The following is a 26924-nucleotide window of genomic DNA, read 5'->3' on the forward strand; positions in this document are numbered from 1 at the left end:
CGCCCCCTACCCGCCGGCTTCGGGGTCGGCGGGCGCGAGGCGGTGGGGGTCGGCGGGCTCCGGCCCGTTGGCGGGCTCCGGCCGATCAGGGTGGCGGGGGGTGGTGGACTCGTGGCGGAGGAGGCGGAGGGCGCCGCGTGACAGGGCCGTCAGGATGTCGGCGCACTCGTCCAGGTCGGGGTAGCGGCCCTCCAGATGGCCGATGGCGAGGGCGTTGGTGGCGGCGTTGATGCCCTCGGCGATCATCTCCAGCCGCCGCCGGTCCCGCTCGTCGTCGGCGGTGTAGCCGAGCGCGGCCAGGTCGGCGGCGTGATGGTCGCGGTAGGCCGCCGCCGTCCGCACCGCGAAGTCCCGCAGCGACGACGACGGGTCGTGCCGCGCCCGTAGCTGGATGCGCAGCAGCTCGGGATGCCGGCAGCTCGCCTCCAGCGGGATGCGGAAGGTCTCGCGGTGCCGGTCGAGGTCGCCGGGCTCCTCGCGGGCCTTGCGCCGGGCCTCGCGCATCGCGCCGCGCAGCCGTTCGCCGCCCTCCTCGGCCAGCACCCGCAGCAGCTCCTGCATGTCCTTGAAATGCACGTAGAAGCTGGACTGGGCGATCCCGGCCGCCTTGGCGACCTTGACGGTGCTCAGTCCCGCCTCGCCCTCCTGGTCGAGGATCGCGAGCGCGGCCCGGATCAGCCGCCGCCGGGTCTGGTCCTTCGCCTCGCTCCTGCTGAGCGGCGGTGTCGTCATCACGCGGTCCTCTAGGGTCTTGTGCGATTTTTCACCGATAGTACTATCGGTGAAATTGCTCTCGGGGGACGATCCGGGAGGAGGCGTGAATGAAACGCTGGAGAACGCCGGCCACGCTGTTACTGGCCACGGCCGTGCTGCTGGCCTGCAGCGGCCAACGCCCGGTCGCCGGCCCGCAGGGCGGGGCCCCCTCGGCGGCCCCCTCGGCGGCCCAGTCGGCGGCGTCGTCGGGGCCGGCGCAGGGCGGCCGGCTGGTGTACGGGCTGAGCGCCGACGCCAACGGGTTCAACCCGGTGACCGACCAGTTCGCGGCGCAGAGCTACAGCATGGTCACCACGATCATCGAGCCGCTGGTGGCGGTGGCCGCCGACGGGAGCTGGAAGCCGTACCTGGCGGAGTCGGTCACCCCCAACGACACGTACGACGAGTGGACCATCAAGGTCAGGTCCGGCATCGCCTTCACCGACGGCATCCGGCTGACCGGTGACATCGTCAAGGCCAACCTGGAGGCGCAGAAGGCGTCGCCGCTGACCGCGGCGGTGTTCGTGCCCATCAAGTCGTTCGAGCTGGCCGACCCGATGACGGTCAAGGTCAAGCTGTCGCAGCCGTGGGTGGCCTTCCCCTACTACCTGACCACCCAGACCGGCATGATCGTCCCGCCCGCCTCGCTCGCCGACCCCAAGACGGCCAGCCTCAAACCGGTCGGCACCGGGCCGTTCCTGTTCAAGGAGTACGTGCCGGACAACCGCATGGTCGTCGTCAAGAACCCGCACTACTGGCGGAACGGGCTCCCGTACCTGGACGAGATCGAGTTCCGCATCCTGCCCGACAGCCAGACCCGCGCGCAGACCCTGGAGGCCGGCGGCATCGACGTCATCGGCACCTCCCGCGACGAGGACCTGACCAAGTTCGGCGCCATGAAGGACGCCTACAGCGTGCACCGGGCCGAGGGCATGGCGGTCGCCGAGTACTTCTTCCTGCTCAACACCGCCGTCGCGCCGCTCGACGACGTACGCGTGCGCAAGGCGCTCGCCCACGCCACCGACCGCAAGACGGTGATCTCGACCCTGCGCGGCGGGCTGACCGAGCCGGCCGACGGCCCGTGGTCGAAGGACTCCCCCTGGTACGCCGCCGGCGGCTACCCCGACTACGACCTCGCCAAGGCCACGGCCCTGGTCAAGGAGGTCGAGGCGGAGAAGGGCCCGATCCGCTTCGAGCTGATCTCCACCCCCGACCCGAACACCATGCAGGGCGTCGAGCTGGCCCAGGACATGTGGCGCAAGGCCGGCATCGAGGTGTCGATCAAGCAGGCCGACCAGGCCGACCTGATCAACCGCGCGATCACCGGCGGCTACCAGGCGACCGTGTGGACGCAGTTCTCCGCCCAGGACCCCGACGGCGAGTACATCTGGATGCACCAGGCGTACGCCAAGCCGGTCGGCGCGATCTCGCTCAACATGACCAGGCTCAAGGACGACAAGCTCAGCAAGGCCCTCGACGTCGGCCGGATCAGCCCGGACGAGGCCACCCGCAAGCAGGCGTACGCGACCGTGCAGGAGCGCCTGCGCGAGCTGGTCCCGTACGTGTTCGTCGACCATCTCAACACCGGCGCGATCATCGCCCGGTCGCGCGTGCAGGGCATCGGCGAGCACACGCTGCCGGACGGCGAGAAGGGGCTGCCGCTGACCGGCTCGCCCATCCCCTACCACCCGTTCACGCAGATCTGGGTCACCCAGCGGTGATCGTCGTCCACCGGCTGGTCCGGCTCCTGATCGTGCTGCTCGCGGTCACCTTCCTGTCGTACGCGCTGCTCAACCTGCTGCCCGGCGATCCGGTCACGCAGATCCTGGGCCTGTCGGCGACGGAGGAGGCCCGCGCGCAGGTGCGCCAGGAGCTGGGCCTGGACCAGCCGCTGCTGGTGCGCTATCTCGACTGGCTGGGCGGGATCGCGACCGGCGACTTCGGCACCTCCTACATCACCAGGATGCCGGTCGCCGCCGAGCTGGCCGAACGCCTTCCCGTCACGCTGGAGCTGCTGGTCGCGGCGCAGGTCATCGCGCTCGGCCTGGCGATCCCGATCGGCGTGGCCGCCGCCCGCCGCGCCGGCCGGGCCCTCGACCAGGCGCTCACCGCCCTCAGTTTCGCGCTGCTGTCCACGCCCGTGTTCGTGCTCGGCGTGCTGCTCATCCTGGTCTTCGCGGTGACCTGGCAGGTCGTGCCGGCGACCGGGTGGACGCCGATCTCGCTCGACCTGGGGTGGAACCTGACGTCGGTGATCCTGCCGGCGGTCACGCTGGGCTGCGGGCAGCTCGCGGTGTACGCGCGGCTGCTGCGTACGGACCTGATCGCCACCCTCCAGGAGGACTACATCACGCTCGCCCGCGCCCGCGGGCTGTCGCCGCGCCGCATCCTGTGGCGGCATGCGCTGCGCCCGTCCGCCATCACGCTCATCACCGCCGTCGGGCTCAACCTGGGCGCGCTCATCGGCGGCGCGGTCATCATCGAGACCCTCTTCGGGCTGCCCGGCGTCGGGCGGCTCATCGTCGACTCCATCTTCTCCCGGGACTACCTGGCCGTTCAGGGAGGCGTCGTGCTGATCTCGGTCGGCTACGTGGCCATCAACGTCGCGGTGGACCTCGTGTACGCCGCCGTGGACCCCAGGATCCGTCGTGCGTAGGGGCCGGCTGAGCACCCGCCTCGGGCTGGGCTTCTGGCTGGCGACCGGATGGATCCTGCTGGTGCTGCTGGCCGCGCTGCTGGCGGACGTGCTGCCGCTGGCCCGCTACGACGAGACGCTGGCCGGCCCGCCCCGCTCCGGGCCCTCGCCCGCGCACCCCTTCGGGACCGACGGGCTCGGCCGCGACGTGCTGAGCCGGGTGGTGTACGGGGCCCGCGTCTCGCTCGGCGTCGGCCTCGGCGCGGTGCTGCTCGGGCTCGCCATCGGCGCGCCGCTCGGGCTGCTCGCCGGCTACCGCAGGAAGGCCGCCGACGCGGTCATCATGGCGCTGAACGACGTGGCGCAGGCGTTCCCCGCGCTCGTCTTCGCCCTTGCCGTGGTGGCGTTCGCGGGCGCGAGCCTGCGCAACGTGATCATCGTGCTGGGCGTGCTCGGCGTGCCGTCGTGGGTGCGGCTCGTCCGCGGGTCCACGCTCACCTACGCCGGGCGGGAGTTCGTGCTGGCCGCCCGGGTGCTCGGCGCCCGCGACCGGCGCATCCTGTGGCGCGAGGTCGTGCCTAACGTCGCCGTGCCGGCCTCCTCCTACGCGTTCATCGGCATGGCCGTGGTCATCGTCGCCGAGGGCAGCCTGGCCTTCCTCGGCCTGTCGGTCCAGGCGCCCACGCCGACCTGGGGCGGCCTCATCAACGAGGGCCGCACCATCATGGAGGACGCCCCCAACGTGGTCCTCGCGCCGTCGGTCGTGATGTTCCTGACCGTGCTGTCGTTCAACCTGGTCGGCGACCGGCTGCGGGCACTGACCGACGTGCGGGAGATTGGCCTGGAGCCGGTGCGGCAGGCGGTCGCCGCCGTCCCCGCGCCCGCCGCGCCGCACCCGGTGCGGGACTGCCTCCTCCAGGCCGAGGACGTGCGGACGCACTTCGTCACCCCGCGCGGCCTGGTCAAGGCCGTGGACGGCGTCTCCTTCACGCTGGAACGCGGCCGGACGCTCGCCGTCGTCGGCGAGTCCGGGTCGGGCAAGTCCATGCTCATCCGGTCGATCCTCGGCCTGCTGCCCGGCACGGCGGTGCGCGGCGGCACCGTCTACCTGTCCGGCGACGACCTGACCGCCCGCTCGCCCGCCGAGATGCGCTCGGTGCTCGGGCCGCGTCTCGGGACCGTCTTCCAGGACCCGATGACCGCGCTCAACCCGGTGCGGACCATCGGCGCCCAGGTGACCGAGCCGCTGCGGGTGCACCTGCGCATGGGCCGGCGGCAGGCGCGCGAGGAGGCCGTACGGCTGCTGGCCTCGGTCGGCATCCCCGATCCCGCCCGCACGCTGCGCCGCTACCCGCACCAGCTCTCCGGCGGGATGCGGCAGCGGGTGACGATCGCCATGGCGCTGTCGTGCGGGCCCGACGTGCTGTTCGCCGACGAGCCGACGACCGCGCTCGACGTCACCATCCAGGACCAGGTGCTGCGGCTGCTGCACCGGCTGCGCGAGGAGCGCGACATGGCCGTGGTGCTGGTCAGTCACGACCTGTCGGTGGTCGCGCGCTGGGCGGACGAGGTCGTCGTCATGTACGCGGGGCGGGTGGTCGAGCGGGGGCCAGCGGCCGAGGTGTTCGGCCGGCCGCGCATGCCGTACACGGAGGCCCTGCTCCAGGCCGCGCCCCGGCTCACCGACCCGGCGCACCACCGGCTCCGGGTCATCTCCGGCCGGCCGCCCGACCTCGCCGACCTGCCGGCCGGGTGCGCGTTCCGCGCGCGGTGCGCGTACGCCGGGGACCGCTGCGCGGCCGAGCAGCCGCCGCTGACGGAGGCGGAGGGGCGCGCGTACGCGTGCTGGCACCCGCTCCCCATGACCGGGACCTCTCTGGAAGGGACGCACGCCGATGGCCGGTAGCGGAAACGCGCACCTGCGCCCCCGTGACGAGGTGCTGCTGCGGGTGGAGGATCTGGTCGTGGAGTTCCCCGCGGGCCGCGCCGGCCGTACGGTGAGCGCCGTCGCCGGGGTCAGCTTCGACCTGCGGAGGGGCGAGACGCTCGGCATCGTCGGCGAGTCCGGGTGCGGCAAGTCGAGCGCGGCCCGCGCCCTGGTGCAGTTGCCGCCGCCGCGCTCGGGCTCGGTGCTGCTGGACGGCCAGGAGCTGACCGCCCTGCGTGGCGAGGCCCTGCGCCGGACCCGCCGGCGGCTCCAGATGATCTTCCAGGACCCGATCTCCTCGCTCAACCCGCGCCGCCGCGTCCGCGACATCGTCGGCGAGGGCCCCCACGTGTGGCGGCTGCCCGGCGACCGGGTGGACGAGGTGCTGGAGGCGGTCGGCCTCGACCCGGGGACGGCGGCGGAGCGCCGGCCGCACGAGTTCTCGGGCGGGCAGTGCCAGCGCATCTCCATCGCCCGCGCCCTGATCCTGGAGCCCGAGGTGGTGATCTGCGACGAGCCGGTGTCGGCGCTGGACGTGTCGGTGCAGGCGCAGATACTCAACCTGCTGGAGGACCTCAAGGCGCGCTACCGGCTGACGCTCGTGTTCATCGCCCACGACCTGGCCGTGGTGAAGAACGTGAGCGACCGCGTCATGGTGATGTACCTGGGCAAGGTGTGCGAGCTGGCGTCGGGCGAGGACCTCATCTCGCGGCCCGCGCACCCGTACACCCGGGCCTTGATCGCCTCCATCCCGAGCAGCGATCGGCCGGCGGAGACCCTCATCACCGGAGAGCCGCCCTCCCCCGTCGACCCGCCCTCCGGCTGCCGCTTCCGTACGCGCTGCCCGCGCGCCACGGACCGCTGCTCGCTGGAGGAGCCCCAGATCCGGCAGATCGGCGAAGACCACTGGCTGGCCTGCCACAACCCCGCACCGAACCACTGAGAGGCGACATGGCCATCGACTTCACCCTCGCCCCCGAGCACGAGGAGATCCGCAAGCGGGTCCGCTCGTTCATCCAGGGCACCGTCATCCCCGCCATGGAGGAGGTCCAGGAAGGCGACCGGGACGCCTACCTGCGCGCCATCTTCCGGCTCCGCTCCCAGGCGAAGGCCGAGGGCCTGTGGCTGCCGCACATGCCCAAGGAGTGGGGCGGCATGGGATTGGGACACGTCGAGCTGGCCATGGTGCAGTCGGAGGCGGCCAAGACCCGCATCGGCCCGTGGGTGCTCAACTGCCAGGCCCCCGACGAGGGCAACATGCACACCCTGCTGCACTGGGCGACCGACGAGCAGAAGGAGAAGTATCTCCGCCCGCTGCTGGAGGGCACCCAGATGTCCTGCTTCGCGATGACCGAGCCCGAGGTCGCCGGCTCCGACCCGACCCTCATCCGGACGACCGCCGTGCGGGACGGCGACGAATGGGTGATCAACGGCCACAAATGGTTCATCTCTAACGCCCGCCGGGCGAGCTTCGCCATCCTCGTCGCCCGCACCGAGCAGGACGTCCCCGAGGGCACCCGGGGCGCCACCACCGCCTTCCTCGTGGACCTGCCCAACCCCGGCTGGAAGGACGTCCGCGAGGTCGAGACCATGCACGGCTCCACCGGGCACAGCGAGATCGTCATCGAGGACCTCCGCCTGCCGGACAGCGCCGTACTCGGCGGCCGGGGCAACGGCCACCGCCTGGGGCAGTACCGGCTCGGGCCGGCCCGCCTCGCCCACTGCATGCGCTGGATCTCCCAGGCGGAGACGGCCCTGGACATGATGGTGGACCGGGCGCTCAACCGCTACAGCCACGGCTCACTGCTCGCCGAGAAGCAGGGCGTCCAGTGGCTGATCGCCGACTCGGCGATGGAGCTCTACCAGTGCAAGCTGATGGTCCTGCACGCCGCATCCAAGATCGACAAGGGCGAGGACTTCCGTACGGAGGTCTCGATGGCCAAGCACTTCGTGGCGGGCAGCCTCAACCGGATCGTGGACCGCGCCATCCAGGTCCACGGCGCGCTGGGCTACTCGACGGACACGCCGCTGGCGGACATGTTCCAGCACGCCCGCTGGGCCCGCTTCGCCGACGGCGCGGACGAGATCCACCAGATGCGCATCGCCGAGCGCACCATCGCCGCCTACCAGGCCACCGGCTCCACCAGCTCCGCCACCGGCGGCCTGCCCATCTGACCCCGCCCTGCCGGCGGCCCTCCGGGGCCGCCGGATTCGTCTTCATGAGCAAGGTCGTCGTTACCGTGTGACAGTGGGCGGTTCCGGGCAGTAATCGCACTATGATCGACGATTTCCTGGGCCACTGGTGGGCCCTGGCGCTGCGCGGGGTGCTCGCCCTGATCTTCGGCATCCTGGCCGTCGCCTGGCCGGGGATCACCCTGCTGGTGCTCGCCGTCGTGTTCGGCGCGTACGCGTTCGTGGACGGCGTCCTCGCCGCCGTTGCCGCCACCCGCGCCACCAAGGGGCGGCGCGGCCCGCTGATCCTGCTGGCCGTCGCCGGGGTGATCTTCGGCATCCTGTGCCTGATCTGGCCCGGCGTGACGGTGCTGGTCGTCACGCTGCTCATCGGGATCTGGGCCATCGTGACCGGCATCGCGGAGATCATCGCCGCGATCAGGATGCGCCACGAGATCCGGGGCGAGTGGCTGCACGTCCTCGCCGGCGCGCTGTCGGTGCTGTTCGGCGTGCTGGTGCTGACGTGGCCGGCGACCGGGGCGCTCACCATCGCGCTGCTCATCGGCGTCTACGCCATCCTGGCCGGGATCGCGCTGATCGTCCTGGCCTTCCGGATGCGGCGGCTGCGGACGCACGCCGCGGCCTGAGGCGCGTTAGGCGGTCCGCCCCACGGGCAGACCGCTCAGCATGCCGGAAACCACACCACCACAGCAGAACCAGCAGTACCCCGGCCGTACGGGCGAGATGTCCCCGGAGCCACGCGACGAGATGCGCGACTACGTCGGCCGGAACCTGCTGGAAGGCAAGAAGGCGCTGATCACCGGAGGCGACTCCGGCATCGGCAGGGCCGTCGCGGTCGCCTTCGCGAAGGAGGGCGCCGACGTCGCGATCGCGTACCTGAGCGAACACGAGGACGCCGCCCACACCCGCAAGCTGGTCGAGGAGGCCGGCCGCCGCTGCGTGCTGCTGCCGGGCGACCTCGCGGACGCGGCGCACTGCGGCTCGGTCGTCGCGCAGGCGGTGTCCGAGCTGGGCGGGCTGGACGTCCTGGTCAACAACGTGGCCTACCAGGCGCCGGTGGACGGCCTGGAGGAGCTGTCCGACGAGCAGTGGGAGCACACGTTCGCGGTCAACATCCACAGCTACTTCCGCGTCACCAAGGCCGCGCTCCCCCACCTGCGCGAGGGCAGCGCGATCATCAACACGTCCTCGATCAACGGGCTGCGCGGCAACAAGACGCTCATCGACTACGCCGCCACCAAGGGCGCGATCAACGCGTTCACCTACTCCATGGCCCAGAACCTGACGGAACGCGGCATCAGGGTCAACGCCGTCGCGCCGGGCCCCGTCTGGACGCCGCTGATCCCGGCGACGATGCCGGAGGGCAAGGTGGAGAAGTTCGGCGAACAGGTGCCCATGGGGCGGGCCGCCGACCCGGACGAGATCGCCCCCTCGTACGTCTTCTTCGCCGCCAACCGCATGTCGTCGTACTACACCGGCGAGGTTCTCGCCCCGATCGGCGGCGAGACGCTGCCGGGCTGAGCCCGTCCTCGCGGGCTCAGCCGGGGGCCCGCGAGGTTTGCCGATCGCCCACGGCGGTACGGTCCCCATCAGGGGGAACATGAAGAAGATCGCCGCTGTAGCAGGGCTCGTGGTGGTGACCGTGATGGGTGGTCCCGCCGCCGTGGGTGACGGCACCACGCAGCAGGAAGTCAGCCGAGAGCAGTATCGGACCCTGGTCTCCCAGTGCCGCTACGCCGACACGGCGAAGGCGCGGGCGCGCTGCCGCGCCGAGGTCGAAGAGCTGTACCGCGTCGGCCGGACGGACAAATCGCTCGACTGCCGGACCTACTCCGGCATCACGGTGTGCGGCAAGCTCAGGCTCAGCAAGGCCGAGCGCCAGTGCGTACGGGACTCCGTCCGGCAGGGCCTGCCGTACCGGCGGGCCGAGGTCGAGTGCTACGCCTTGTCATGATCCTCGTCGGGGTGGACGGTTCGCGGACCGGGCTGGAGGCCGCCGCGTGGGCCGGGGCCGAGGCGGCGCTGCGCCGTACACCGCTGACCGTGGCCCACGCCGTCGCCCGCTGGGTGGCCGAGAACGACAGCGGCCGCTACGCCGAGGTCGGCCGGTGGCTGCGCGAGGGCGGCGCGACCGTGCTCGCGGCGGCCGAGGACCGGGTGCGGAGGGAGAACCCGTACGTCGAGCTGCACACCGAGCTGCTGCCCGGCGATCCGCGCGCCGCGCTCGTCGAGGCCGCCGCGGACGCCGAGCTGCTGGTCGTGGGCAGTCGGGGGATCGGCGGCATTCGAGGGCTGCTGGTCGGGTCCGTGGCGCACGGGGTGGCCGCGCACGCCCGTACGGACGTGGTGCTGGTGCCGGCCCGGCCCGCGACAGGGACACGCGGTGAGATCGTGGCCGGCGTCGACGGCTCCCCTCATGGGTTGCGGGCGCTGGACTTCGCCCTGGCCGAGGCGGGCCGGCGCGGCGTGCCGCTGCGGGCGGTGCACGGCTGGGCCTGGCCGCAGGTCACCGGGTTCGGCCCGGCCGACCCCGACAGCGAGCAGGACGTGCTGCGCGAGCTGCGGACGCTGGTGGCGGAGCGGCACGAGCGGCATCCGGGCGTCACGGTCGTGACGGAGGTCGTCCACGGCCATCCGGTCGAGGTGCTCAAGGAGGCGGCGGCGGGGGCGGACCTGCTCGTGGTCGGCTCACGCGGGCGCTCCTCCTTCGCCGGGCTGATCCTCGGCTCGGTCAGCCAGGCCCTGCTCCATCACGCTCCGTGCCCGCTCGCCGTCGTCCGCTGAAAGTTACATGCTTCTCTGCGGCAACGCCGCAGGTCGCGGCTCCTTGACCGGTTAGCCGCTTTCCGTCGTACGGACGCGCTCTTACGATCGGCGCCAGACGACGACGGGAGAGCGGACGATGCGGAAGACCAGCGGTGCGCTGGCGGCGTTCCTGGCCCTGGCCGCGGTGGTGATGTACCTGACCGCCACGCCGGCCAGCGCGGCCGCCATCAGGATCATGCCCCTGGGAGACTCGATCACGGGGTCGCCGGGCTGCTGGCGAGCACTGCTCTGGAACAAGTTACAGAGCACCGGCTACACCGACATCGACTTCGTCGGCACGCTGCCGCCCCAGGGCTGCGGGGTCGCCCACGACGGCGACAACGAGGGCCACGGCGGCTACCTGGCCACGAACGTGGCCAACCAGAACCTGTTGCCGGGCTGGCTCTCCGCCACCAGGCCCGACATCGTCATGATGCACTTCGGCACCAACGACGTGTGGAGCAACATTCCGCCGGCGACGATCCTCGGCGCGTTCACCACGCTGGTGAACCAGATGCGGGCCAGCAACCCCGCCATGAAGATCCTGGTCGCCAAGATCATTCCGATGAACCCGTCAAGTTGCGCCGAGTGCGGCCAGCGCGCGCTGAACTTCAACAACGCCATCCCCGCCTGGGCCGCGTCCACCTCGACCGCGCAGTCTCCCGTCACCGTGGTCGACCAGTGGACCGGCTTCAACACGGCCACCGACACCTACGACGGGGTGCACCCGAACGCGGCCGGCGACCAGAAGATGTCGGACAAGTGGTATCCGGCGCTGGTGAACGCCCTGTCCGGCGTCACCCCGACCCCGACCATCACCCCGACCGTGACCCCCACCACGAGCGGCGGCTGCACCGCCACCTACCGGAACGCCGGCCAGTGGCAGGGCGGCTTCCAGGGCGAGGTCACCGTCAAGAACACCGGCACGACGCCGATGACCGGCTGGACCGTCCGCTGGACGTTCGCGAACGGCCAGCAGGTCACCCAGATCTGGGGCGGCACGCTGAGCGCGAGCGGCGCGAACGTCACCGTGCGCAACGAGAGCTGGAACGGCTCGCTCGCACCCGGCGCGTCCACCACGTTCGGCTTCCTGGGCTCCTCCAGCGGCACCAACACCGCCCCCAGCCCCACCTGCTCCTGACCGTCCCCGCCGGTGGCCCGGCAGGTCGCTCAGGACGTGGCCTTCACCACCGGCGGGCCCTCACTGGCCTGCACCAGCACGAACCCCTGCCCTCTGAACGCGAGCTGCATGGCCTCCCCGCTCCCCCGCCCGATGAGCGCCCCCATCTTGACCGTACGGTTCACGCCCACCTCAAGCTGCGTGCTCCAGCACACGGCCGACTGCGCGTCCGCGTACGTCGGCATGCGCGCCGCGTCGAGCAGCACCGGCTCGCCGTGCGTGGTCACCGCCACCCACCCGGTGCCCGTGACGGTCGTGTTGAACAGCCCGCCGGCCGCCATCCCGGCGCCCTGGACCCGCTTGATGTCCCAGGCGAGCGACGGCTGGAAGGCCAGCAGGTTCCGCCCGTTGACCGTGAGCCCCTCGTTCTCCAGGTAGAACAGGTGGATGTCGTCGGCGTTGTCCGCGAGATACAGCAGCCCCTGGCCGCGCACCCGCATCAGCGCGGCCCCTTCGCCCGTCACCGCCTTCTTCAGCAGCTTCCCGAGCCCGCCGCCCTCGTAGTCGAAGTCCATCTGCCCCTGGAAGGCCACCATGGACCCCTGCTTGGCCAGCACCTCGGAGGGCAGCTCGACCCGCAGCATCTTCCCGTTCTGCAGGACGAACCCGCCGGGCAGCCCCTGCCCCTCCAGATTGCCGAACACCGAGCTCCGCACGCCTCGAACCCCCCGCCACTCCGGACTGTTGCCGCCAGCGTACGGAACAATCCGGGCATGCGCGCACGGCGGATCAGCTCCTGGCGGCCAGCTCCCGCACGACCTCGATCAGCTCCGCCGGGTCGAACGGCTTCGTGAGGTAGGCGTCCACCCCGATCCCCAGCCCGCGCCGCCGGTCGTCGTCCTGCGCCCGCGCCGTGACCAGCACCACCCTGATGTGGCTGGTGTCCGGCTCGCCCCGCAACTTCTCGGCCGTGGACCAGCCGTCCAGGCGCGGCATCATGACGTCGAGCGTGATGACATCCGGTTTGACGTCCCGTACCCGATCCAGGCAGTCCTGCCCGTCGGTGGCGGTCTCCACCTCGAACCCCTCAAGGTTGAGGTTGACCGCGATGAGCTGCCGGATGACCTCGTCATCATCAACGACCAGTACTTTCCCAAGAACCTCGGCCACGGCCGCCAAGCTAACTCCTGAGGCGGTGCCCGCGCGGGGTTTCGCGGGATGTGTTCGACGAGCGTTATCTGGTGCAGACCAGTCCCCGGATGCTGGTAGCCTTTTCCCTTGTTGAGCCCCCTTAGCTCAGGGGATAGAGCACCGGCCTCCGGAGCCGGGTGCGCAGGTTCGAATCCTGCAGGGGGCACTCACGATCTCTCCAAGGACCTGCGGAAACGCAGGTCCTTTTTTGTCGATACGCTCACGCCTGTGCCTGTCGATCTGAACGCATGCCACTGCGTCCTCTGCGACGCCCAAGGCGACCTGGACCGTCGCACTCAGGCCACGATCGAGAAGGTTCAGGAGCACGGCTGGCAAGTCGTGATGATCCCCCCTGGTGAGCACGGGCCGGGCTGGGCCTTCACCATCGGGCTGTGGCACAACTACCGTTCGCCCGAGTTGGCCATGTTCGGCCTGGACATCTACGACATGCAGACCTGCCTCAACGCCCTCGGCGAGAAGGCGGTCGCGGGCCTGGCGCTGGAGGCCGAACAGGAATGGCCCGACATCATCGACCGATACCCCGTCGCTCTCAAAGCCGTCGACTATCACTGGTACCGGGCCTTCTTCGGCACGGCCATCGGGTTCTACCGACGGCCGCCCTTCCCGTTTCTCCAGGTCGTCTGGCCCGGCCGGGACGGCACTTTCCCCTGGCACCCAGATGGGGACGACCGCTACCGCGACTACCAGCCGCACCTGTGGTTGAGGCCCGACGAACACTCTCCCGGCATCTGGACACAAAACCTGTGAAGGCCGGTACCTGCGCCTGTGGCGTGCCCGAAGTCGTTCAGAAGAACGGGTGCCGGTATCGGCGGTCCCCCACCTGGTCATAGACGGCGCGTAACCACGGCTGACGGACCTCCGGCAGGCGCGCCAATGTCCTGAGGAACATCTCCCAATCGGGCCGGAACGGCCTCCATGGCAACAGCGGCGGCGGATCATCGCGGCGGACACCGTCCGGCATCCCACTCGCCGCCGGGGCGAGCCGCCGATCGTCGTGGAAGGCCATGTACATCCACACGTCGGCGGCCAGCGGCACCACCGCCCGCGCATCGACCGGCCACACCTCACCCGTCTGGGGATGCTGCGGCACCAGTGCTATATCCGTGATCGCGGCGGGCAGGCCAGGTCCGGCCAAGGCCACCTCGCGTGTCGGCGGTCCCGGCGGGAGCAGGATGTCGATCGCCTTGCGGAACGTCTCGGCGACCGGCCCGTCGGGGACGGCCACTCGCTTGCCGCCCGACACCGCCAGCAGGCGGGCCAGCGCCACCGCGACGGCCGCCGTCCACACAGGGCTCCACCATCCGGGCTGCTCGACCGGTGGCGTACCCGGATGTTCCTCCCGTAGCGCCTCCCAGCCGACCACCCGACGAGCGGGGCCCTCGACACCGACCTGGCGCACGGCGCGTGGGTCGAGCCACACCACCTGCCAGAACGTGCAGTCGTCGATTCGGGTCCCCACCGCCTGCCCGCATCCCTCACAGGCCAGATTCGGGCCGTCCCGGCCGTCCAGCCCCAAGCAGTAACCGTCGCACCGCTCTGGGATCAGCACGGTTCCGCGAACATCGCCCGGCGCGACTCCCACCCTTCCTGGCGGCCCGTACGACAGGGAGTTCACCGGTGCGTACACTCCGCGGGCCGCCGCTTCGTCCGCACCCACCTCGTCCCACCGTCGCCAAGGCGGTCCGGAAGGTTCCGGGTTCACCGCGTACGTCCCAGGCTCCAGGAGCGCAGGCAGTAACTCATGGCCGAGTTGCTGTTCGGTGTGGGCGGGGAGCGCGACCCGTGACACCGGCGCCGTCAGCACGCCCCCGCACCCCGCACACGCGAACACGACCATCCACCCTCCCCCACCACAACGACTGGATCATGCTGACTCAAATCCGGTCCTGGAGGAAGCGCCCGGACCATTTACGAAACTGGAGTTGCGCAATCCCGGCACGAGGAGTAACTTCTTTTTCGCTACCTGAGTTTCGAAAAAGGAGGGGGCGGCACAGTGCCTCGGGGACGACCACGCGACACGCAAGTCGACGAGAAAGTGCTGCGGATCGCCGCCGCCCTGCTGCTCGAACGCGGCTACACCGGCCTGTCCATCGACGAGGTGGCCGAGCAGGCAGGAGTGGCCAAGACCACGCTGTACCGCCGCTGGCCGACCAAGGACCATCTGGCCGTCGCGGTGGTGGCACGGCTGCAGGCCGACCATGAGATCACCGAGACCGGCGACATCCGAGCCGACCTCGTCGACAATCTGGAAGAAATCGCCGCCGCGCTCAACCGCATGCGCGCGGCAGGCGGCCGCGAAGGCCCGTCCGCGGGGACCGCCGGCGAGCTCGTGGCGGCCGCAGCCAGGCACGAGGACATCGGCAAGCTGGCCCGCCGGCAGTACGCCGAGCGCAACGCCCTCGGGATCGCCCTGATCGAGCGGGCACGCGTGCGCGGCGAGCTGCGCGCCGACCTCGACGCCGAGGTGCTGTTCGACCAGCTGGCCGGCGCCCTCTACTACCGAGTACTGATCACAGGAGCGCCGGTCGACCGGGCCTACGTAGAACGGCTCGTGTCCTCCGCGCTCGAAGGGAACCTGACATGTCTCTGATCGTGGAAACCGCCATCGTCCGCGAAGTCGACGCCGAGGCCATCGTCTCGCCCACGGCGACCGGGCGGCTGCTGCTCGACTCCAGCGACACCGGCGGCGCGCTGAGCACCATCCGGATGACGCTCACCGAAGGCGCGGACGGCGCCGTGCCCCACCACCACGCCACCTCCACCGAGCTCTTTTACATCCTGGGCGGCAAGGCCCGCATCCTGTCGGGCGAGCAGATCGTGACCCTGGAACAGGGCGACGTGGCGGCCGTGCCCCCGCTGACGCCCCACGCGTTCGCCGCCGCCCCCGGCCACACCGCCGACCTCCTCATCGTCGTCGCCCCCGGCATCCAGCGCTTCGAGTACTTCCGCCTCCTCGACCGCCTCCGCCGGGGCGAGGCCACGCTCGACGAACTGCTCGCGTCCCAGGACCTCTACGACAACCACTTCCTCGACAGCCCCACCTGGACCCGCGACCGCCAGGCGTCCTGACCCTCACCCCCCTGCAGGGGACTCTTCATGTCCACGAAGCTGCCGTCCCGCGCCACGATCGGCACCGCCCTCTCGGTGATCGGCGCCCTCTTCATCGCCTACGTCGGGGTGATGTATCTGCTGGCTCCCCAGTCCATGGCGCCCGATTTCGGCCTGCCCACCTGGCCGCAGGGTGAGGGCGCGGGATTCCTTTCCATCAAGGGGATCCGGGATGTGGCGTCCGTCCTGGTGATCATCGCGGTCGCCCTGACGGGGAACCGCCGTGTCCTGGGCTGGGTCATGCTGGCCACGGCGCTCACCCCGATCTGCGACATGTTCATCGTGCTGTCCTCCGGCGGAGCGCCCGCCACCGCCTTCGGCGTCCACGGCGCCACCGCCCTGGCGGTCCTGGCCGCCGGCGCCCTGCTGCTCACCGGTCCCCGCCCCCAGCCCCAGCCCACCCCACGTCTCGCATAGCGCCACGGGTCCCCTGTGGCGGCGTACGCGAGCACCAGCCGAGCCAGAACACGTCGCGCTCCGGGCCGATCTCGTCGACCCGGGCCTGCTCGGGAGACATGAACCCGGGAGCGCCGATGACGCGTGCCCCGTCGTCAGCGAGGATCACGTTCCGCCGACTGAGATCCCGGCGGACCAGGCCGCTCCCATGAAACACCCCCAGCCCCGCCCCCAGCACGCGGACCGCCATGGCCGGTCGTGATCACCATTCCGGCGTCACCGGTCGACAACCGGTTCGCGCCACTGGAGGACACGGAGCCGGAACCAAGAAGACCGAGGAGACCGGGCACAGCGTCAGTTCGCTGCAGTTCTGGATGCCGTCGAGCCGCCCCGCAACCTCGTACGCCGCCTCGGACTGATCACAACTCACGCGCTCCTTGTCCGCGCTGAGGCAGTCACCCGCCTCGGCGCCGCCTGCGGCCACCCTCCAGCCCGTCGACCAACAAGCCTCCACCGGGCTTTCATCACCCTTCGTCCTCAATCTCTCCTGCCGCCAGGGCGTGCAGGCGATATCAGCGGGGCTGGGAGGCGGGAAGCAGCCCGAGGGCGAAGCCGCGCAGGACCGCACTGGTCCTGTCGTGAGAGCCGAACTTCCGGTAGATGCTCTCGATGTGCTTGCTGACCGTCCTCGGCGACACCCCAAGCCGCCGGGCGATCGCGGCGGCGATCAGTCCGTCAGCCATCAGGTCGAGCACTCGCAGTTCCCCGGCTGTGAGAGCGATCCCCTCGTCGCCGAAGGGAGCCTCGCCCGCACGGGCCTTCTCGGGAAGGGAGCGCAGCCGCCACGTCAGCCCGTGGATCTGGGCCAGGACCGGTTGAAGCTGCCTGGCCAAGCGGAGCTGCCGGGGGTCGAAGTCGCGGCGCATGAGCGTCAGCACCTTGACTCCCCACGCGCCCGCAGCCAGCGGAACAATGAGGACGTCGGACTTTCCCGAACCGGGAAAAGGCCCTTTCTTGCGCGGGTTCATCAGATCACTGAGGCGCACCGGCGTTTCCCTCGGAGAACGACGATAGACCGCGGTCAGCGGATGGGCGGTGACCAGGTCGTGAAATCCAGTAGCGCCAAGAAGAACAGGGCCTGGAGCGTCCGCCCAGCGGCGGCTCGCCGTGCCCCGGAAATCCACTTCCCCCGCACCGGCGAAATCGGCGTCCATGAGATCGCGCAGCAGCGCGCTGAGCTCGTTTCCGGGAAAGTCCGCACCGGCGCCCCGGAGCACGGCCGCCACGAATAACAGCAGGTGATGTTGGTCGCCGACGGACGACGGCGGAACGGGACCCTCGGTCACCCCTTATCCCACCTCTCACAAACGGTGGTATGCCCCCTTGTCAATGGGGAGTCTTCCCCATGGAGGAGCCACCAGCAACGCAATAACGTCTGTGAACGCCGGCGTCGGTTATTGACGCAGGTAGGCGACGATATCGCCTCCACCGCGAACGGAAAAGACGAGACGACAATGCCTGTACCGGAAGACCCTATTATCGCCGAGAGTATCGCGCACTTCGGAGACCACGGGGACAGAGCCGCATCGATCAAGTACGACGTGCCGCTGCCCGGCTCCTACTCGTTCCAGCGGATCGTGCCGCTGGACATCCCTCAGGACTTCTTCCTTGAGCCGGGGAGGTCGGCGGGCACCTCCCTGTCCTCCCTCGGCGTGGTGGAGGAGGAGGGCCGGATCCGCCGGATCGACGCCGCTCGTCTCCGTGTCCTGTACGACCGCCTGCTGCCCACGGCGGCGCGGCCGTCTCTCCGGATGGCAGTGGAGGTGGCCGACAAGCTCGACCCCGCGCCTCCGGCCGGGGGTCAGCAGGTGATCGCGGGCGAGCAGAAAGCGCGTACCGCAATGCCGGCGCTCCTCCAGCGCGACGGCGTCGACCTTCAGCGTCAGCTCCGTGAGACGTACATCGACGGCCTGATCAAGCGGCAGGAGCGGACGATCAACGCGGGCGCCCCCGACACCACGATCCAGATCCCCACCGCGGGCATCGGCCTGAGCGCACGGACGGTCGATTACGACGTCACCCAGGCCGGCCGGCCCCGCATCGCCCTCGTGGAAACCTGGCAACTGTCGATGTTCCTCGGCGACTACGGGCTCGGCCGCACGCTTCAGACCTTCACGCTGCTGCCGGGCGAGCGGACCACGATCACCGTCCAGACGTGGCGGACCGACTCCGTCGCCCGTGAGGACGCGTCCTCGATCTTCGATTCCTCCGACACGGCCGCGCAGACACGCTTCACCTCATCCCTCATGGCGCAGTCTGGATCGGCTTTCCAGGACCAGGGCGGTTGGGCGGTCTCGGTGGGCACCAAAGCCTCCGCGTCGGGGAGCATCGGCTTGGTGAGCGCGTCCGCGTCCGTGGAGGGGGCCTTCTCCGCGAACCACCAGGAGGCGCGGCAGGAGTTCTCGACCAGCGTGCGCAACAGCAGTCAGGAGCACGCCGCCCAGGTCAACACCAGCAGGAACCAGGCCGTACAGTCCAACTCGAAGGCGCAGAGCGAGGAAGGCTCCTCGCAGACGATGGTCCGCGAGATCGCGAACACCAACCTCCGGCGCGTGCTGAACTTCGTCTTCCGCGAGCTCAACCAGACGTACGAGACCGTCACCAGCCTGAAGAACGTGCAGGTCGCGTTCTTCAACGGCAACCCCGGGTCCACCGAGATCGTGCCGCTGGCCGCGCTCCGCCGGCTGCTCACGCGGTATGTGGCTCCGGAGAAGCGGGACGAGGTCGCCCGGCTGATCCTGGGAATGGCCATCGATTGTGTCGACCATACGGGCACTTCGCAGAGGATGCTGCAGATGGGCATCAGGAAGGGCGGCGTCTATGAGTGGGACACTTTCGCCGAACCCGACGGCGAGGGAAAGCTGAAACTGGAAGGCTCGCCTCTGGACGAGCGCTACAGCTGGCGCATCAAGCCCGAACCGATCGGCCAGGAGGGCCAGGCGCACAAGGTCAGCGGCGTCGTCACCGCGCGGGACACCATCGTGCTGCGAACCGACAACATCGTCGCGGAGGCGCTGCTCGGCCAGGCCGACGCCCTGGACACCTACGCCTCCGCGCTGCAATCCCTCGACCTGCGCTCGCGCGAGGCCGACATCGAGTGGCGCCGAGCGGAGACGCGCCGCACCACCGAGGCCCTCGACCTGGTCAGTCAGCGTCCGGAGGCGGAGCGGGTCGACGCGTTCGACAAGATCCTCGGGGACAAGCCCGACATCGAGGTCGTGCCAGTCGCCGCGGCCGGGAACGGCAAGGGCTGACCGACATGGCGGCCGACGAGGCGGGCTACACCGGAGTCGTCCACTCCGACTACTACGCCGGCTACAGCACAGCCGAGGGATACACCGGCGTGGTGCATGGCACCACGGCATCCGGCTACACGGGCACCGCGCCCGCGCCGGTCACCTCCCGTCGCAGCTCTGGCGGCGCTCGCCCGTCGGCCACGGCCTCCCCCTACGACGAGGTCGTGGCCGAGGCCGATCGGGTGGGGGACGACGCCGGCGCGACCGGCCCGGCGATCGACCCCGGCGAGGCGCGGCAGGCGGAGGAATCCCCGTCACCTCCTCCTCTGCCGCCCGACGACCGCCGGGTGACGTTGTTGAACGAGCTGGCACGTGATCTGGTGAGCCTCGAACGACAAATCCGGCTGTCCCCTGACCCCGAGCCGCCCAATGCCGCGCTCGATCGAGCGCGGCGGGTCCTCCTGGGGGAGCCGTACACCATCATCGGGAGCAACCCGCTGGTCGACCTGCTGGGAGAGGGCGCCGAGCACCTCAACCGGCAGATCGGCGAGGCGATCGCCCAGACCAAGCCCGGCGACCTGGGCGTGGCGTACCTGCAGGGTGTGCTGCAGGAGACGCTGTCCACCCTGGTGGGAGCGGGGGCGGCCATGGGCCAAGCCATGATCGACCCGAGCTCTTTCGCCCTTCGGTCCGCGTCGGACCTTGTCAACGCGATCCGTGAGCACATGGCGCAGGGAGAGGCGTTCTGGGAGGCCGTCAACTCCGTGCTGAACCCGATGACCCGCGTGCTGAACAACGCGTGGGAAGCCAACGAGACCGCGGGCCGCGCCCTGGAGGCTGCTCGTACGGGCGATCGGGACCGGGCGGTGGAGCTGGCCCGCGAGGCGGGGCGCGGCGCGGCGCGTGCGGGCCTCGCCGTAGCCGACACCGTGACCACGGCGACGGACGCGGTGAGCACGGGCCGGAGTTTCCTCAGGCATCGCAGGACCGGCCGGTCACCGGCGCTCGGAACCTCGCCCCCGCCGCCCAGATCAGAAGGCTCGTACGAGTTCTCTCCCCGCTCGGCGGCCCATGCCGATCCGCTGACCAGTACGCTCCGGACCCATCCGATACATGCGCAGGTGCCCCTTCTCGACCCCGCCGAGGTCCGGGTGAAGCGGCGGCTGCGTGAAGGGCTTCTGAAGACGCAGCAGGCCGAAGCGGCACGCGCCCTTGAGAGCCTGCCGATCGAGCGGCGACGGGACCCAAGCCGGCGTCTGCCTCTGGCCAAGGCCATCTACAACTCCTACGAGGAGCTCACCGCGTTGGACCTGCAGGCCGTCTATCCCGAGCGCGGCTACCTCACGCAGGTCGAGCTGGTGTCGGTCGTGACCCCTACAGGGGAGATACCCACCCGACGCATCAACGCGTCCGTTGACGTGAACCAGCCGGGACGGACACTGGACATCCTGGAGTTACGCCCAGACAGGAAGTTCGGCGACTACGAGTTGAAGACCGTGGAATCGCTCAAGAACTCCTATCCCGCCCGTGGAGCAGAGGTCTCCGCGTTCAAGAAGAGCAGCCGGCTGAGCAAGCAGATCAGCAAGACCAAGGCGGTCTTCGAACAGGCCCGGACCGATGGGGGCCGCGTCAGAGTGCGCGGACGAACTCTAGACGGTGCCACTGTCGAACTCCTGCTCGACCCGGACGGTTTCCTGGGGACGACGCCCATGTCCTACCGGCAACTCCCCCAGTAGCCGGCTGGAATCAGGATCGCTCGGAAGGTGTGGCCGGGCCGACTGCCCAAGCGGGCGACGGGTCACGGCCAGCGCACCTCCGGGGTGCGTTCCACGAACTGCGCGTACGGCTCGAACGCCCGCTCGACCTCCGCCCGGTCGCCTCCGTGGAGTGGTGTGAGCGGCTGCACGGCGATCCGTACCGCGCTCTTCGTGAGGGTGCGTTTCCAGGTGGCCACGACCCGGCCGGCGCGCACGACGGTGGACTGGAAGATCCCGTTGCCACCCGGGATGATGGCCGCCTTGTGCTCGTCGGCGACCATGAGCGAGCGGTCCTTGTAGCCCAGCAGGTATTCGTCGAACCCCGGCAGCACGAGGACCTCGTCGTCGCCGGCCGGGAGCGGGGCCGCGTCGAGGAGCGCGGCGTCGAGGTACGTCTCCACCCCGTCCACGGTCACCCGGGCCAGCGCGTCGCCCGCCACGGCGATGCCGCGTCTGGCGTCGGCCGCGGTCAGGCCGGTCCAGCCCGCGAAGTCCTGCCGGGTGGCCGGTCCGCGACCGCGGAAGTAACGCAGGGCGATGGTGCCCAGTGCCTCGTCGCGCTCCGGCCGGCGCGGGTCGGGAACCCACTCGTCGAGCAGCACGAAGCTCTGCTCGTTGCCGATGTTGGGGGCGATGCAGAGCAGGCCGCGCTGGCTGGCGTACCACAGCAGGTGGTAGCCGCGCTGGCCGCCGGTGTCGATGCCCTTGTCGGCCAGCACGGCCAGGCACTCCGACCGGGTCAGCCGCCCGCCGCCGGTCAGGGCCGCGCCCAGCACCTCCATGGCCTGAACGGCGGTCTCCTCCGAGAGGCCGAGCTGTTCGCGCCGCCTCGCCGCGCCGCTCAGGACCCGGACGCCCATCAGTTCGACCATCCAGCGGGCGTCGCGGGGCGGGACGAAATGGATGGTGCCGCGCATCGGCCAGGTGCGCAGCGCCTCACGCCGCTCCAGCGCGGCGGTGACATCGGCAGCGGTGTGTCCGGGCAGCCGCACCCCGAACGACCACAGACCGCTGGCCAGGTCTTGCGCCTGCATCGCCCCGAGCCAGGTCACCACCTCGGCCACGCCCGTCGCTCGGCCGGCGCCGCCGGGCGACGGCCGGAGCAGCAGGCTGGACATCCGCAAACCGAGCACCTGTCGGGGGGTGAGTTCCACCGGGCAACCGTATCCTTCACCGCCGACAATCCCGCCGAGGTGATCAACCGACCTGGGGAAGCCACTCCTGAAGTCCGGCGAGATGCCCGAGTTCCGACTCGACGCGCTGCCTGTCGGCGACGGTGAGCTCCAGACCGCGCAGATCAGCGAGCCAGGGATCGGTGGGCTCGCCGAGAACGGTGGCCAAGTCGATGAGGTGGCACAGGGCGATGGCCCGCTCGACCGCCGAGGCGTTCGCGTGATGTCTGCGCATCGCGGACTTGAGCGCGCGGAAGGCCTGCAGGTCGTCGTTCTTGAACTCGCGCAGGATCCGGGCGTTGTCGAGCGCCTTGGCCAGGCCGGTCAGCTTCTTCGAGCCGCCGTACTCCAACTCGGCGGGCTCGTCACGCTGGATGAAGAGGATCGAGTTCCCGGACGGATCGACCAGGGTGAACCGGGACGCGCCGGGCCGGTAACGCGTGATCCTCGGAACGCCGGAGGCGAGCACCTTCCCGTAGACCCGGCGCATCGCGGCGACGAACGCCGCGTGGTACGGCGCCACGGCGTCGACCATGACCAGGCAGCTGCCCGACTCCTCCCGCGCCGGATCCAGGCCCTTGGGCGCCGGGCCGAAGTGCAGCTGGAATCCGCTCCACTGCAGCGCCAGATACACGTAGGGCTTGCTCTGTTTGTAGGTCGCCTCGAACCCCAGCGCCTCATAGAACGCCAGGGTCTCCTCCACTGACGCGCACGGCATCAGCGGCACCGTCGTCTCGTTCGGCCGAACCTCGGGTTCGCTCACGTCGTTCTCCTTCCGGGTCGCCCGGCGATGTTTGCACCCTTTGGAGAGACTCGCCTATGGATCGTTCCAACCAAGCCCGCAAGCGGCCCTCAAGCGCAGACGGCGCAGGAGAACGCGGCCAAGGGATCGGAAGCGCCCAACAACGCTTGCAACACCAGCACTGTTACCGGCGCAGGCATCACCCCCATTAGGTTGGGGTCATGAGCGGCAGCACTCCCTTGGGTGACTTCCTCAGAGCGCGACGCGAAGCCCTCAAACCGCAGGACGTGGGCCTGCCGGAGTACGGGCGCAGGCGGGTGCCGGGGCTGCGCCGCGAGGAGGTCGCCATGCTCGCGGGCGTGAGCTCCGACTACTACATGCGCCTCGAACAGGGCCGGGAGACCAGCCCGTCGCCCCAGGTGATCGACGCGATCGCCGCCGCGCTCCACCTCGGCGGCGAGGCGCACGACCACCTGCGCAGGCTCGCCGGGGCGCGTCAGGAGCGTCGCGGCATCCCCGCCGGTCACGACCGGATCAGCCCCCAGCTTCGGCGGCTGATCGACGGCTGGCCCGACAATCCCGCCTTCATCCTGGGGCCGGCTCTCGACATCCTGGCGCACAACGCGCTCGCCGCGGCCCTGCACAGCGGGTTCCAGAGGTTCGACAACCTGGCCCGCATGGTCTTCCTGGACCCGGCCGGGCACGCCTTCTACCGGGACTGGGACAAGGCCGCGAGCTCGTGTACGGCCGAACTGCGGGCGGCCTACGGGCACGACCCCGATTCGCCCCGTATCGCCGAGGTGGTCGGCACGCTCGGCGCGAAGAGCCCCGAGTTCGCCGAGCTGTGGGCGCGGCACGAGGTGAAGGGCAAGACCCAGCAGGCGAAGCACCTCGCGCATCCCGAGGTCGGCGCTCTGGAGATCGAGTTCTCGGCGTTCACCGTCAACGACGCCCCGCATCAGCAGTTGGTCGTCTACCAGGCCGAGCCGGCGAGCGCCACCGCGGCCGCCTTCGCGGAGCTCCGGGCGCGCGCCGGCCGAGGGGAGACCGTACAGGTGATGCAGGCGGCGAGCCACCCGTCCTGGGACTGAGCTGCCCTGGCGTCGTCAGCCGCGTGGCCCGACGCCTCCCGGCCGCACGCGTGGGTCGCCCTCGCGGTACAGCACGAGGTGCTCGTGGAAGAGAACGCCGTCGCGGACGTCCCCGGTGGCGGTGAAGCCGGTGTCGTCGACGTAGTCGATGTGGTCGCCGGTGACGGTGTAGCGGCCGGTATAGGCGCTCTGCCGATTCCCTCGGGCCTCGTCGTAACGGCCGTCCGGCAGCAGTTCCTGGCGGATGTAGCCGTCCGCGGTCACCCACATTCCGACGTACGGGTGGGGATCGCGGAGCGTGTCGTCGCTGGTCATGGCTCCATGGTCGGCCCGGCGGCCGGCCGGCGGCCAGGCCGCCGTGTCCCCAGGTACGGGCTTCCTGGGTGCGGCGCACCTAGGGAAGCGGCGGCCTGGTAACGACGCCGCGGCACGACGAACCTGATGGTCACACACCTATGAGCCCCGTGAGGAGCACCATGACCATCACCGGCACGGCGAGCTGGAACCCGAAGGCCCTCCACGAGATCGTCGCGAACGACGGCGGCCGTCCCGTCCTGTTCACCAACGCCCGGATCATGACATTGGACCCGCTGATCGGGACCATGACCGGCGCCGACATCCTGTTCGTCGGTTCCCTGATCGTGGGGGTCGGCCCCGGCATCGTCACCGCGGCGGAGGACGACAACGCCATCGTCGTCGACTGCACGGGCATGACCGTCGTCCCGGCCGTCGTGGACGCCGTCGCGCTGGCCGGCGGACGCGGCAGCCGTTCGGAGTACGTCGCGACGCTGACCCCGGGCAACACCGCCGATCTCCTGGTGGTGCCCGACGCGCTCGCCCCCGATGTGCCGAGCGCGATCGCCGTCCTCGGGTCCCGGCCGGAGCAGGTCCGCGCGCTGGTCGCGGCCGGTCGGCCCGTCCTGTGGGCCGGCGCCGACGCCCCCGGCCGGGCCACCGCCCCCGAAACGGGCATCCCGGCCGCGCCGGACCTGGCCGACAGCCCGCGGGTCGGCGTCTGGGTCGACCGCAAGGGCTTCCTGCACCAGGAGCTCGCCGCCGACGGCCGCTACGACGAGACCCGGGGCGGCCGGCCGCATGCCTACCAGGGCCGGTTCTGGATCGACGGCGACCGCATCGACTACCTGGACGACCTCGGTTTCTGGGCCTACGGGGAGTTCAGGGGCGACGAGCTGCACCACGCGGGCTACGTCATGACGCTGAGCTGACCCGCGCCGGCAACCCAACACCGCACTCTCCCCCACGTACGCAGAAACAAGGACATTTCATGAACGTCAACGCCACCGTCCTCGAACAACTCCTGCGCCGCCCCGCGAGCGAGCGGCGCATCCTGTTCACCGGCGCGACCATCGTCACGATGGACCCCGACCTCGGCGTCATCGACCAGGGCGACCTCCTCGTCGAGGGCGACACCATCGCCGCCGTCGGTCCCCACCTCAGCGCCGACGACGCCGTGATCGTCGACGCCACCGGCGCCGTCCTCAGCCCCGGCTTCGTCGACACCCACCAGCACGCCTGGGAGGCTCAGCTACGCCGGATCATGCCGGACGTCGACGACCTCGGCGGCTACGTCATGTCCACGCTGGCCGGTTACGCCCCGGTCTACCGGCCGGAGGACATGTACGTCGGCACGAGACTGGCCGCGCTGACCGCGATCGACAGCGGCATCACGACCATGCTCGACTTCTCCCACAACTCCCGCTCCCGGGAGCACTCGGACGCCGCCATCGAGGCCCTGCGCGACACCGGCATCCGCGGCGTACACGCCTCCATGGGGCCGCACTTCGGCGACTGGGACCGGCAGTGGCCGGGTGATCTGGCACGCATCAAGGACCAGTACTTCAGCGGCGACGACCAGTTGCTGACCCTGCGCCTGGCGGCGCTCGCCACCGACGAGATCGCCGGACCCGCGCTCGCCTACGGTCGCGAACTCGCCCGCGTCGCGCGGGACCTGGGCATCGGAGTGAGCGTGGACGCCGTCTTCGGCACGTCCTCCTCCGAGGCGGTTCTGCGCTGGGCCGAGGACGGCATCCTCGGCCCGGACGTCACCCTCATCCACGCCACCGGACTGACCCCCGAGGCGTGGAAGGCGATGGGCGAGACCGGGGCCACCGTGGCGCTCGCCCCCACCTCCGACGCCCAGATCGGCCTGGAGACCGCGATCCCCGCCGTCGACGAGGCCCTGTCGGTCGGCATCCGCCCCGGGCTGAGCATCGACGTCGAGGTCGCCCTGGCCAGCGACATGTTCACGCAGATGCGGGCCCTGCACGCCATCCAGCGGATGCGCGCCGTCAACGCCGCCTACGGCACCGGCCGGGAGCCCCGCCGCATCACCACCCGCGACGTCCTGGACTTCGCCACTCTCCAGGGCGCCCGTACGAACGGCCTGGCCGCCGTCACCGGCTCGCTCACCCCGGGCAAGAAGGCCGATTTGCTGGTCATCCAGGCCGAGGACCTCAACAACATGCCGCTCAATGACCCGATCGGCACCGTCGTGCTGGGCTCCGACGCCCGCAACATCAGCGCCGTCCTCGTCGACGGCGAGCCCCGCAAGTGGAACGGCCACGTCCTCGACGTGGACCTGCCCGCCCTGCGCCGCGAAGTCCACGCCTCGCGCGAGTACGTGCTCAACACCTCAGCCCTTGCTTAGACGTTTCTCTAATTTGACATGTACCTAAGTAGTGGCGCACACTCGGGGC

At 70.5% G+C, this 26924-nt stretch carries 27 protein-coding genes and 1 tRNA gene; 20 read left to right on the forward strand and 8 right to left on the reverse strand.

Features of this window, described 5'->3' with window-relative positions; genetic code table 11:
* Positions 1-6: 6 nt before the first annotated feature.
* The gene (locus ABD292_RS21180; protein ID WP_344209760.1) at positions 7-732 is read right to left on the reverse strand and encodes a TetR family transcriptional regulator; all 726 of its coding nucleotides are present in this window, start codon (positions 730-732) and stop codon (positions 7-9) included.
* Between the two features lie 89 nt (positions 733-821).
* On the opposite strand from ABD292_RS21180, the gene ABD292_RS21185 reads away from it, so the two are divergent.
* From ABD292_RS21185 to ABD292_RS21230, 10 genes are all read left to right on the forward strand, one after another.
* Entirely contained in the window at positions 822-2474 is a 1653-nt protein-coding gene (locus ABD292_RS21185; protein WP_344209762.1) for an ABC transporter substrate-binding protein, read from the forward strand.
* Positions 2471-3409 carry an ABC transporter permease gene (locus ABD292_RS21190; RefSeq protein ID WP_344209764.1) on the forward strand — a complete coding sequence of 313 codons (939 nt, stop codon included), beginning with the start codon at positions 2471-2473 and terminating at the stop codon, positions 3407-3409. The genes ABD292_RS21185 and ABD292_RS21190 overlap by 4 nt, the downstream gene beginning before the upstream one ends.
* On the forward strand, positions 3402-5294 hold the full coding sequence (locus ABD292_RS21195; RefSeq protein WP_344209766.1) for a dipeptide/oligopeptide/nickel ABC transporter permease/ATP-binding protein: 1893 nt from the start codon (positions 3402-3404) through the stop codon (positions 5292-5294). The genes ABD292_RS21190 and ABD292_RS21195 overlap by 8 nt, the downstream gene beginning before the upstream one ends.
* Positions 5284-6258, forward strand: a complete 975-nt coding sequence (locus ABD292_RS21200; RefSeq protein WP_344209768.1) for an ABC transporter ATP-binding protein — start codon at positions 5284-5286, stop codon at positions 6256-6258. The genes ABD292_RS21195 and ABD292_RS21200 overlap by 11 nt, the downstream gene beginning before the upstream one ends.
* An 8-nt stretch (positions 6259-6266) precedes the next feature.
* Positions 6267-7490: an acyl-CoA dehydrogenase family protein gene (locus ABD292_RS21205; RefSeq protein WP_344209770.1), complete on the forward strand. Its 1224-nt coding sequence runs from the start codon at positions 6267-6269 to the stop codon at positions 7488-7490.
* 101 nt (positions 7491-7591) lie between these two features.
* Positions 7592-8134 (forward strand): HdeD family acid-resistance protein, encoded by a 543-nt coding sequence (locus tag ABD292_RS21210; RefSeq protein WP_344209772.1) that lies wholly within the window; start codon positions 7592-7594, stop codon positions 8132-8134.
* Between the two features lie 40 nt (positions 8135-8174).
* Positions 8175-9029: an SDR family oxidoreductase gene (locus tag ABD292_RS21215; RefSeq protein WP_344209774.1), complete on the forward strand. Its 855-nt coding sequence runs from the start codon at positions 8175-8177 to the stop codon at positions 9027-9029.
* Between the two features lie 79 nt (positions 9030-9108).
* On the forward strand, positions 9109-9462 hold the full coding sequence (locus ABD292_RS21220; RefSeq protein WP_344209776.1) for a hypothetical protein: 354 nt from the start codon (positions 9109-9111) through the stop codon (positions 9460-9462).
* Positions 9463-9473: 11 nt separating this feature from the next.
* Positions 9474-10292 carry a universal stress protein gene (locus ABD292_RS21225; RefSeq protein WP_344209778.1) on the forward strand — a complete coding sequence of 273 codons (819 nt, stop codon included), beginning with the start codon at positions 9474-9476 and terminating at the stop codon, positions 10290-10292.
* 118 nt (positions 10293-10410) lie between these two features.
* Entirely contained in the window at positions 10411-11454 is a 1044-nt protein-coding gene (locus ABD292_RS21230) for a cellulose binding domain-containing protein (RefSeq protein WP_344209780.1), read from the forward strand.
* A gap of 29 nt (positions 11455-11483) precedes the next feature.
* Here the strand turns inward: ABD292_RS21230 and ABD292_RS21235 are convergent, their stop codons facing one another.
* Positions 11484-12149: an AIM24 family protein gene (locus ABD292_RS21235; RefSeq protein WP_344209782.1), complete on the reverse strand. Its 666-nt coding sequence runs from the start codon at positions 12147-12149 to the stop codon at positions 11484-11486.
* A gap of 73 nt (positions 12150-12222) precedes the next feature.
* Positions 12223-12603, reverse strand: a complete 381-nt coding sequence (locus ABD292_RS21240; RefSeq protein ID WP_344209784.1) for a response regulator transcription factor — start codon at positions 12601-12603, stop codon at positions 12223-12225.
* A 115-nt stretch (positions 12604-12718) separates the two neighbouring features.
* Here ABD292_RS21240 and ABD292_RS21245 point away from each other — a divergent pair.
* Positions 12719-12790 (forward strand) — tRNA-Arg (locus tag ABD292_RS21245).
* 62 nt (positions 12791-12852) lie between these two features.
* Positions 12853-13392, forward strand: a complete 540-nt coding sequence (locus tag ABD292_RS21250) for a DUF4262 domain-containing protein (RefSeq protein WP_344209786.1) — start codon at positions 12853-12855, stop codon at positions 13390-13392.
* A gap of 37 nt (positions 13393-13429) precedes the next feature.
* Here the strand turns inward: ABD292_RS21250 and ABD292_RS21255 are convergent, their stop codons facing one another.
* Entirely contained in the window at positions 13430-14104 is a 675-nt protein-coding gene (locus tag ABD292_RS21255; protein WP_344209788.1) for a hypothetical protein, read from the reverse strand.
* A gap of 534 nt (positions 14105-14638) precedes the next feature.
* On the opposite strand from ABD292_RS21255, the gene ABD292_RS21260 reads away from it, so the two are divergent.
* Genes ABD292_RS21260 through ABD292_RS21270 form a run of 3 tightly spaced genes read left to right on the forward strand, consistent with a single transcriptional unit; the run spans position 14639 to position 16170 of the window.
* A complete protein-coding gene (locus ABD292_RS21260) occupies positions 14639-15235 on the forward strand; it encodes a TetR/AcrR family transcriptional regulator (RefSeq protein ID WP_344209789.1) in 597 nt (198 codons plus the stop codon).
* Positions 15226-15714 (forward strand): cupin domain-containing protein, encoded by a 489-nt coding sequence (locus ABD292_RS21265; RefSeq protein ID WP_344209791.1) that lies wholly within the window; start codon positions 15226-15228, stop codon positions 15712-15714. Before ABD292_RS21260 ends, ABD292_RS21265 begins: the two co-directional genes overlap by 10 nt.
* Positions 15715-15741: 27 nt before the next feature.
* Complete coding sequence (locus ABD292_RS21270; protein ID WP_344209793.1) at positions 15742-16170, forward strand: DUF4267 domain-containing protein; 429 nt, start codon at positions 15742-15744, stop codon at positions 16168-16170.
* Positions 16171-16721: 551 nt separating this feature from the next.
* On the opposite strand, the gene ABD292_RS21275 is transcribed toward ABD292_RS21270, so the two are convergent.
* A complete protein-coding gene (locus tag ABD292_RS21275; RefSeq protein WP_344209795.1) occupies positions 16722-17495 on the reverse strand; it encodes a response regulator transcription factor in 774 nt (257 codons plus the stop codon).
* A 111-nt stretch (positions 17496-17606) separates the two neighbouring features.
* Here ABD292_RS21275 and ABD292_RS21280 point away from each other — a divergent pair, with 111 nt between their 5' ends.
* Both ABD292_RS21280 and ABD292_RS21285 read left to right on the forward strand, forming a co-directional pair.
* A complete protein-coding gene (locus ABD292_RS21280; protein WP_344209797.1) occupies positions 17607-19463 on the forward strand; it encodes a hypothetical protein in 1857 nt (618 codons plus the stop codon).
* 5 nt (positions 19464-19468) lie between these two features.
* Positions 19469-21181: a hypothetical protein gene (locus ABD292_RS21285; RefSeq protein ID WP_344209799.1), complete on the forward strand. Its 1713-nt coding sequence runs from the start codon at positions 19469-19471 to the stop codon at positions 21179-21181.
* A gap of 62 nt (positions 21182-21243) precedes the next feature.
* On the opposite strand, the gene ABD292_RS21290 is transcribed toward ABD292_RS21285, so the two are convergent.
* Complete coding sequence (locus tag ABD292_RS21290) at positions 21244-22356, reverse strand: winged helix DNA-binding domain-containing protein (RefSeq protein ID WP_344209801.1); 1113 nt, start codon at positions 22354-22356, stop codon at positions 21244-21246.
* Between the two features lie 43 nt (positions 22357-22399).
* Positions 22400-23137: a VOC family protein gene (locus ABD292_RS21295; RefSeq protein WP_344209804.1), complete on the reverse strand. Its 738-nt coding sequence runs from the start codon at positions 23135-23137 to the stop codon at positions 22400-22402.
* A gap of 200 nt (positions 23138-23337) precedes the next feature.
* On the opposite strand from ABD292_RS21295, the gene ABD292_RS21300 reads away from it, so the two are divergent.
* Positions 23338-24207: a helix-turn-helix transcriptional regulator gene (locus ABD292_RS21300; protein ID WP_344209806.1), complete on the forward strand. Its 870-nt coding sequence runs from the start codon at positions 23338-23340 to the stop codon at positions 24205-24207.
* Positions 24208-24222: 15 nt separating this feature from the next.
* Here ABD292_RS21300 and ABD292_RS21305 read toward each other — a convergent pair whose 3' ends face one another.
* Positions 24223-24522 carry an Atu4866 domain-containing protein gene (locus ABD292_RS21305; protein WP_344209808.1) on the reverse strand — a complete coding sequence of 100 codons (300 nt, stop codon included), beginning with the start codon at positions 24520-24522 and terminating at the stop codon, positions 24223-24225.
* Positions 24523-24683: 161 nt separating this feature from the next.
* Here ABD292_RS21305 and ABD292_RS21310 point away from each other — a divergent pair, with 161 nt between their 5' ends.
* Together ABD292_RS21310 and ABD292_RS21315 are read left to right on the forward strand one after the other, a co-directional pair.
* Positions 24684-25433 carry an Atu4866 domain-containing protein gene (locus ABD292_RS21310; RefSeq protein ID WP_344209810.1) on the forward strand — a complete coding sequence of 250 codons (750 nt, stop codon included), beginning with the start codon at positions 24684-24686 and terminating at the stop codon, positions 25431-25433.
* A gap of 59 nt (positions 25434-25492) precedes the next feature.
* Positions 25493-26875 carry an amidohydrolase family protein gene (locus ABD292_RS21315; RefSeq protein ID WP_344209812.1) on the forward strand — a complete coding sequence of 461 codons (1383 nt, stop codon included), beginning with the start codon at positions 25493-25495 and terminating at the stop codon, positions 26873-26875.
* The last annotated feature ends 49 nt before the right edge of the window (positions 26876-26924 follow it).

The sequence above is a fragment of the Nonomuraea bangladeshensis genome (assembly GCF_039529455.1).
GTDB lineage: Bacteria > Actinomycetota > Actinomycetes > Streptosporangiales > Streptosporangiaceae > Nonomuraea > Nonomuraea bangladeshensis.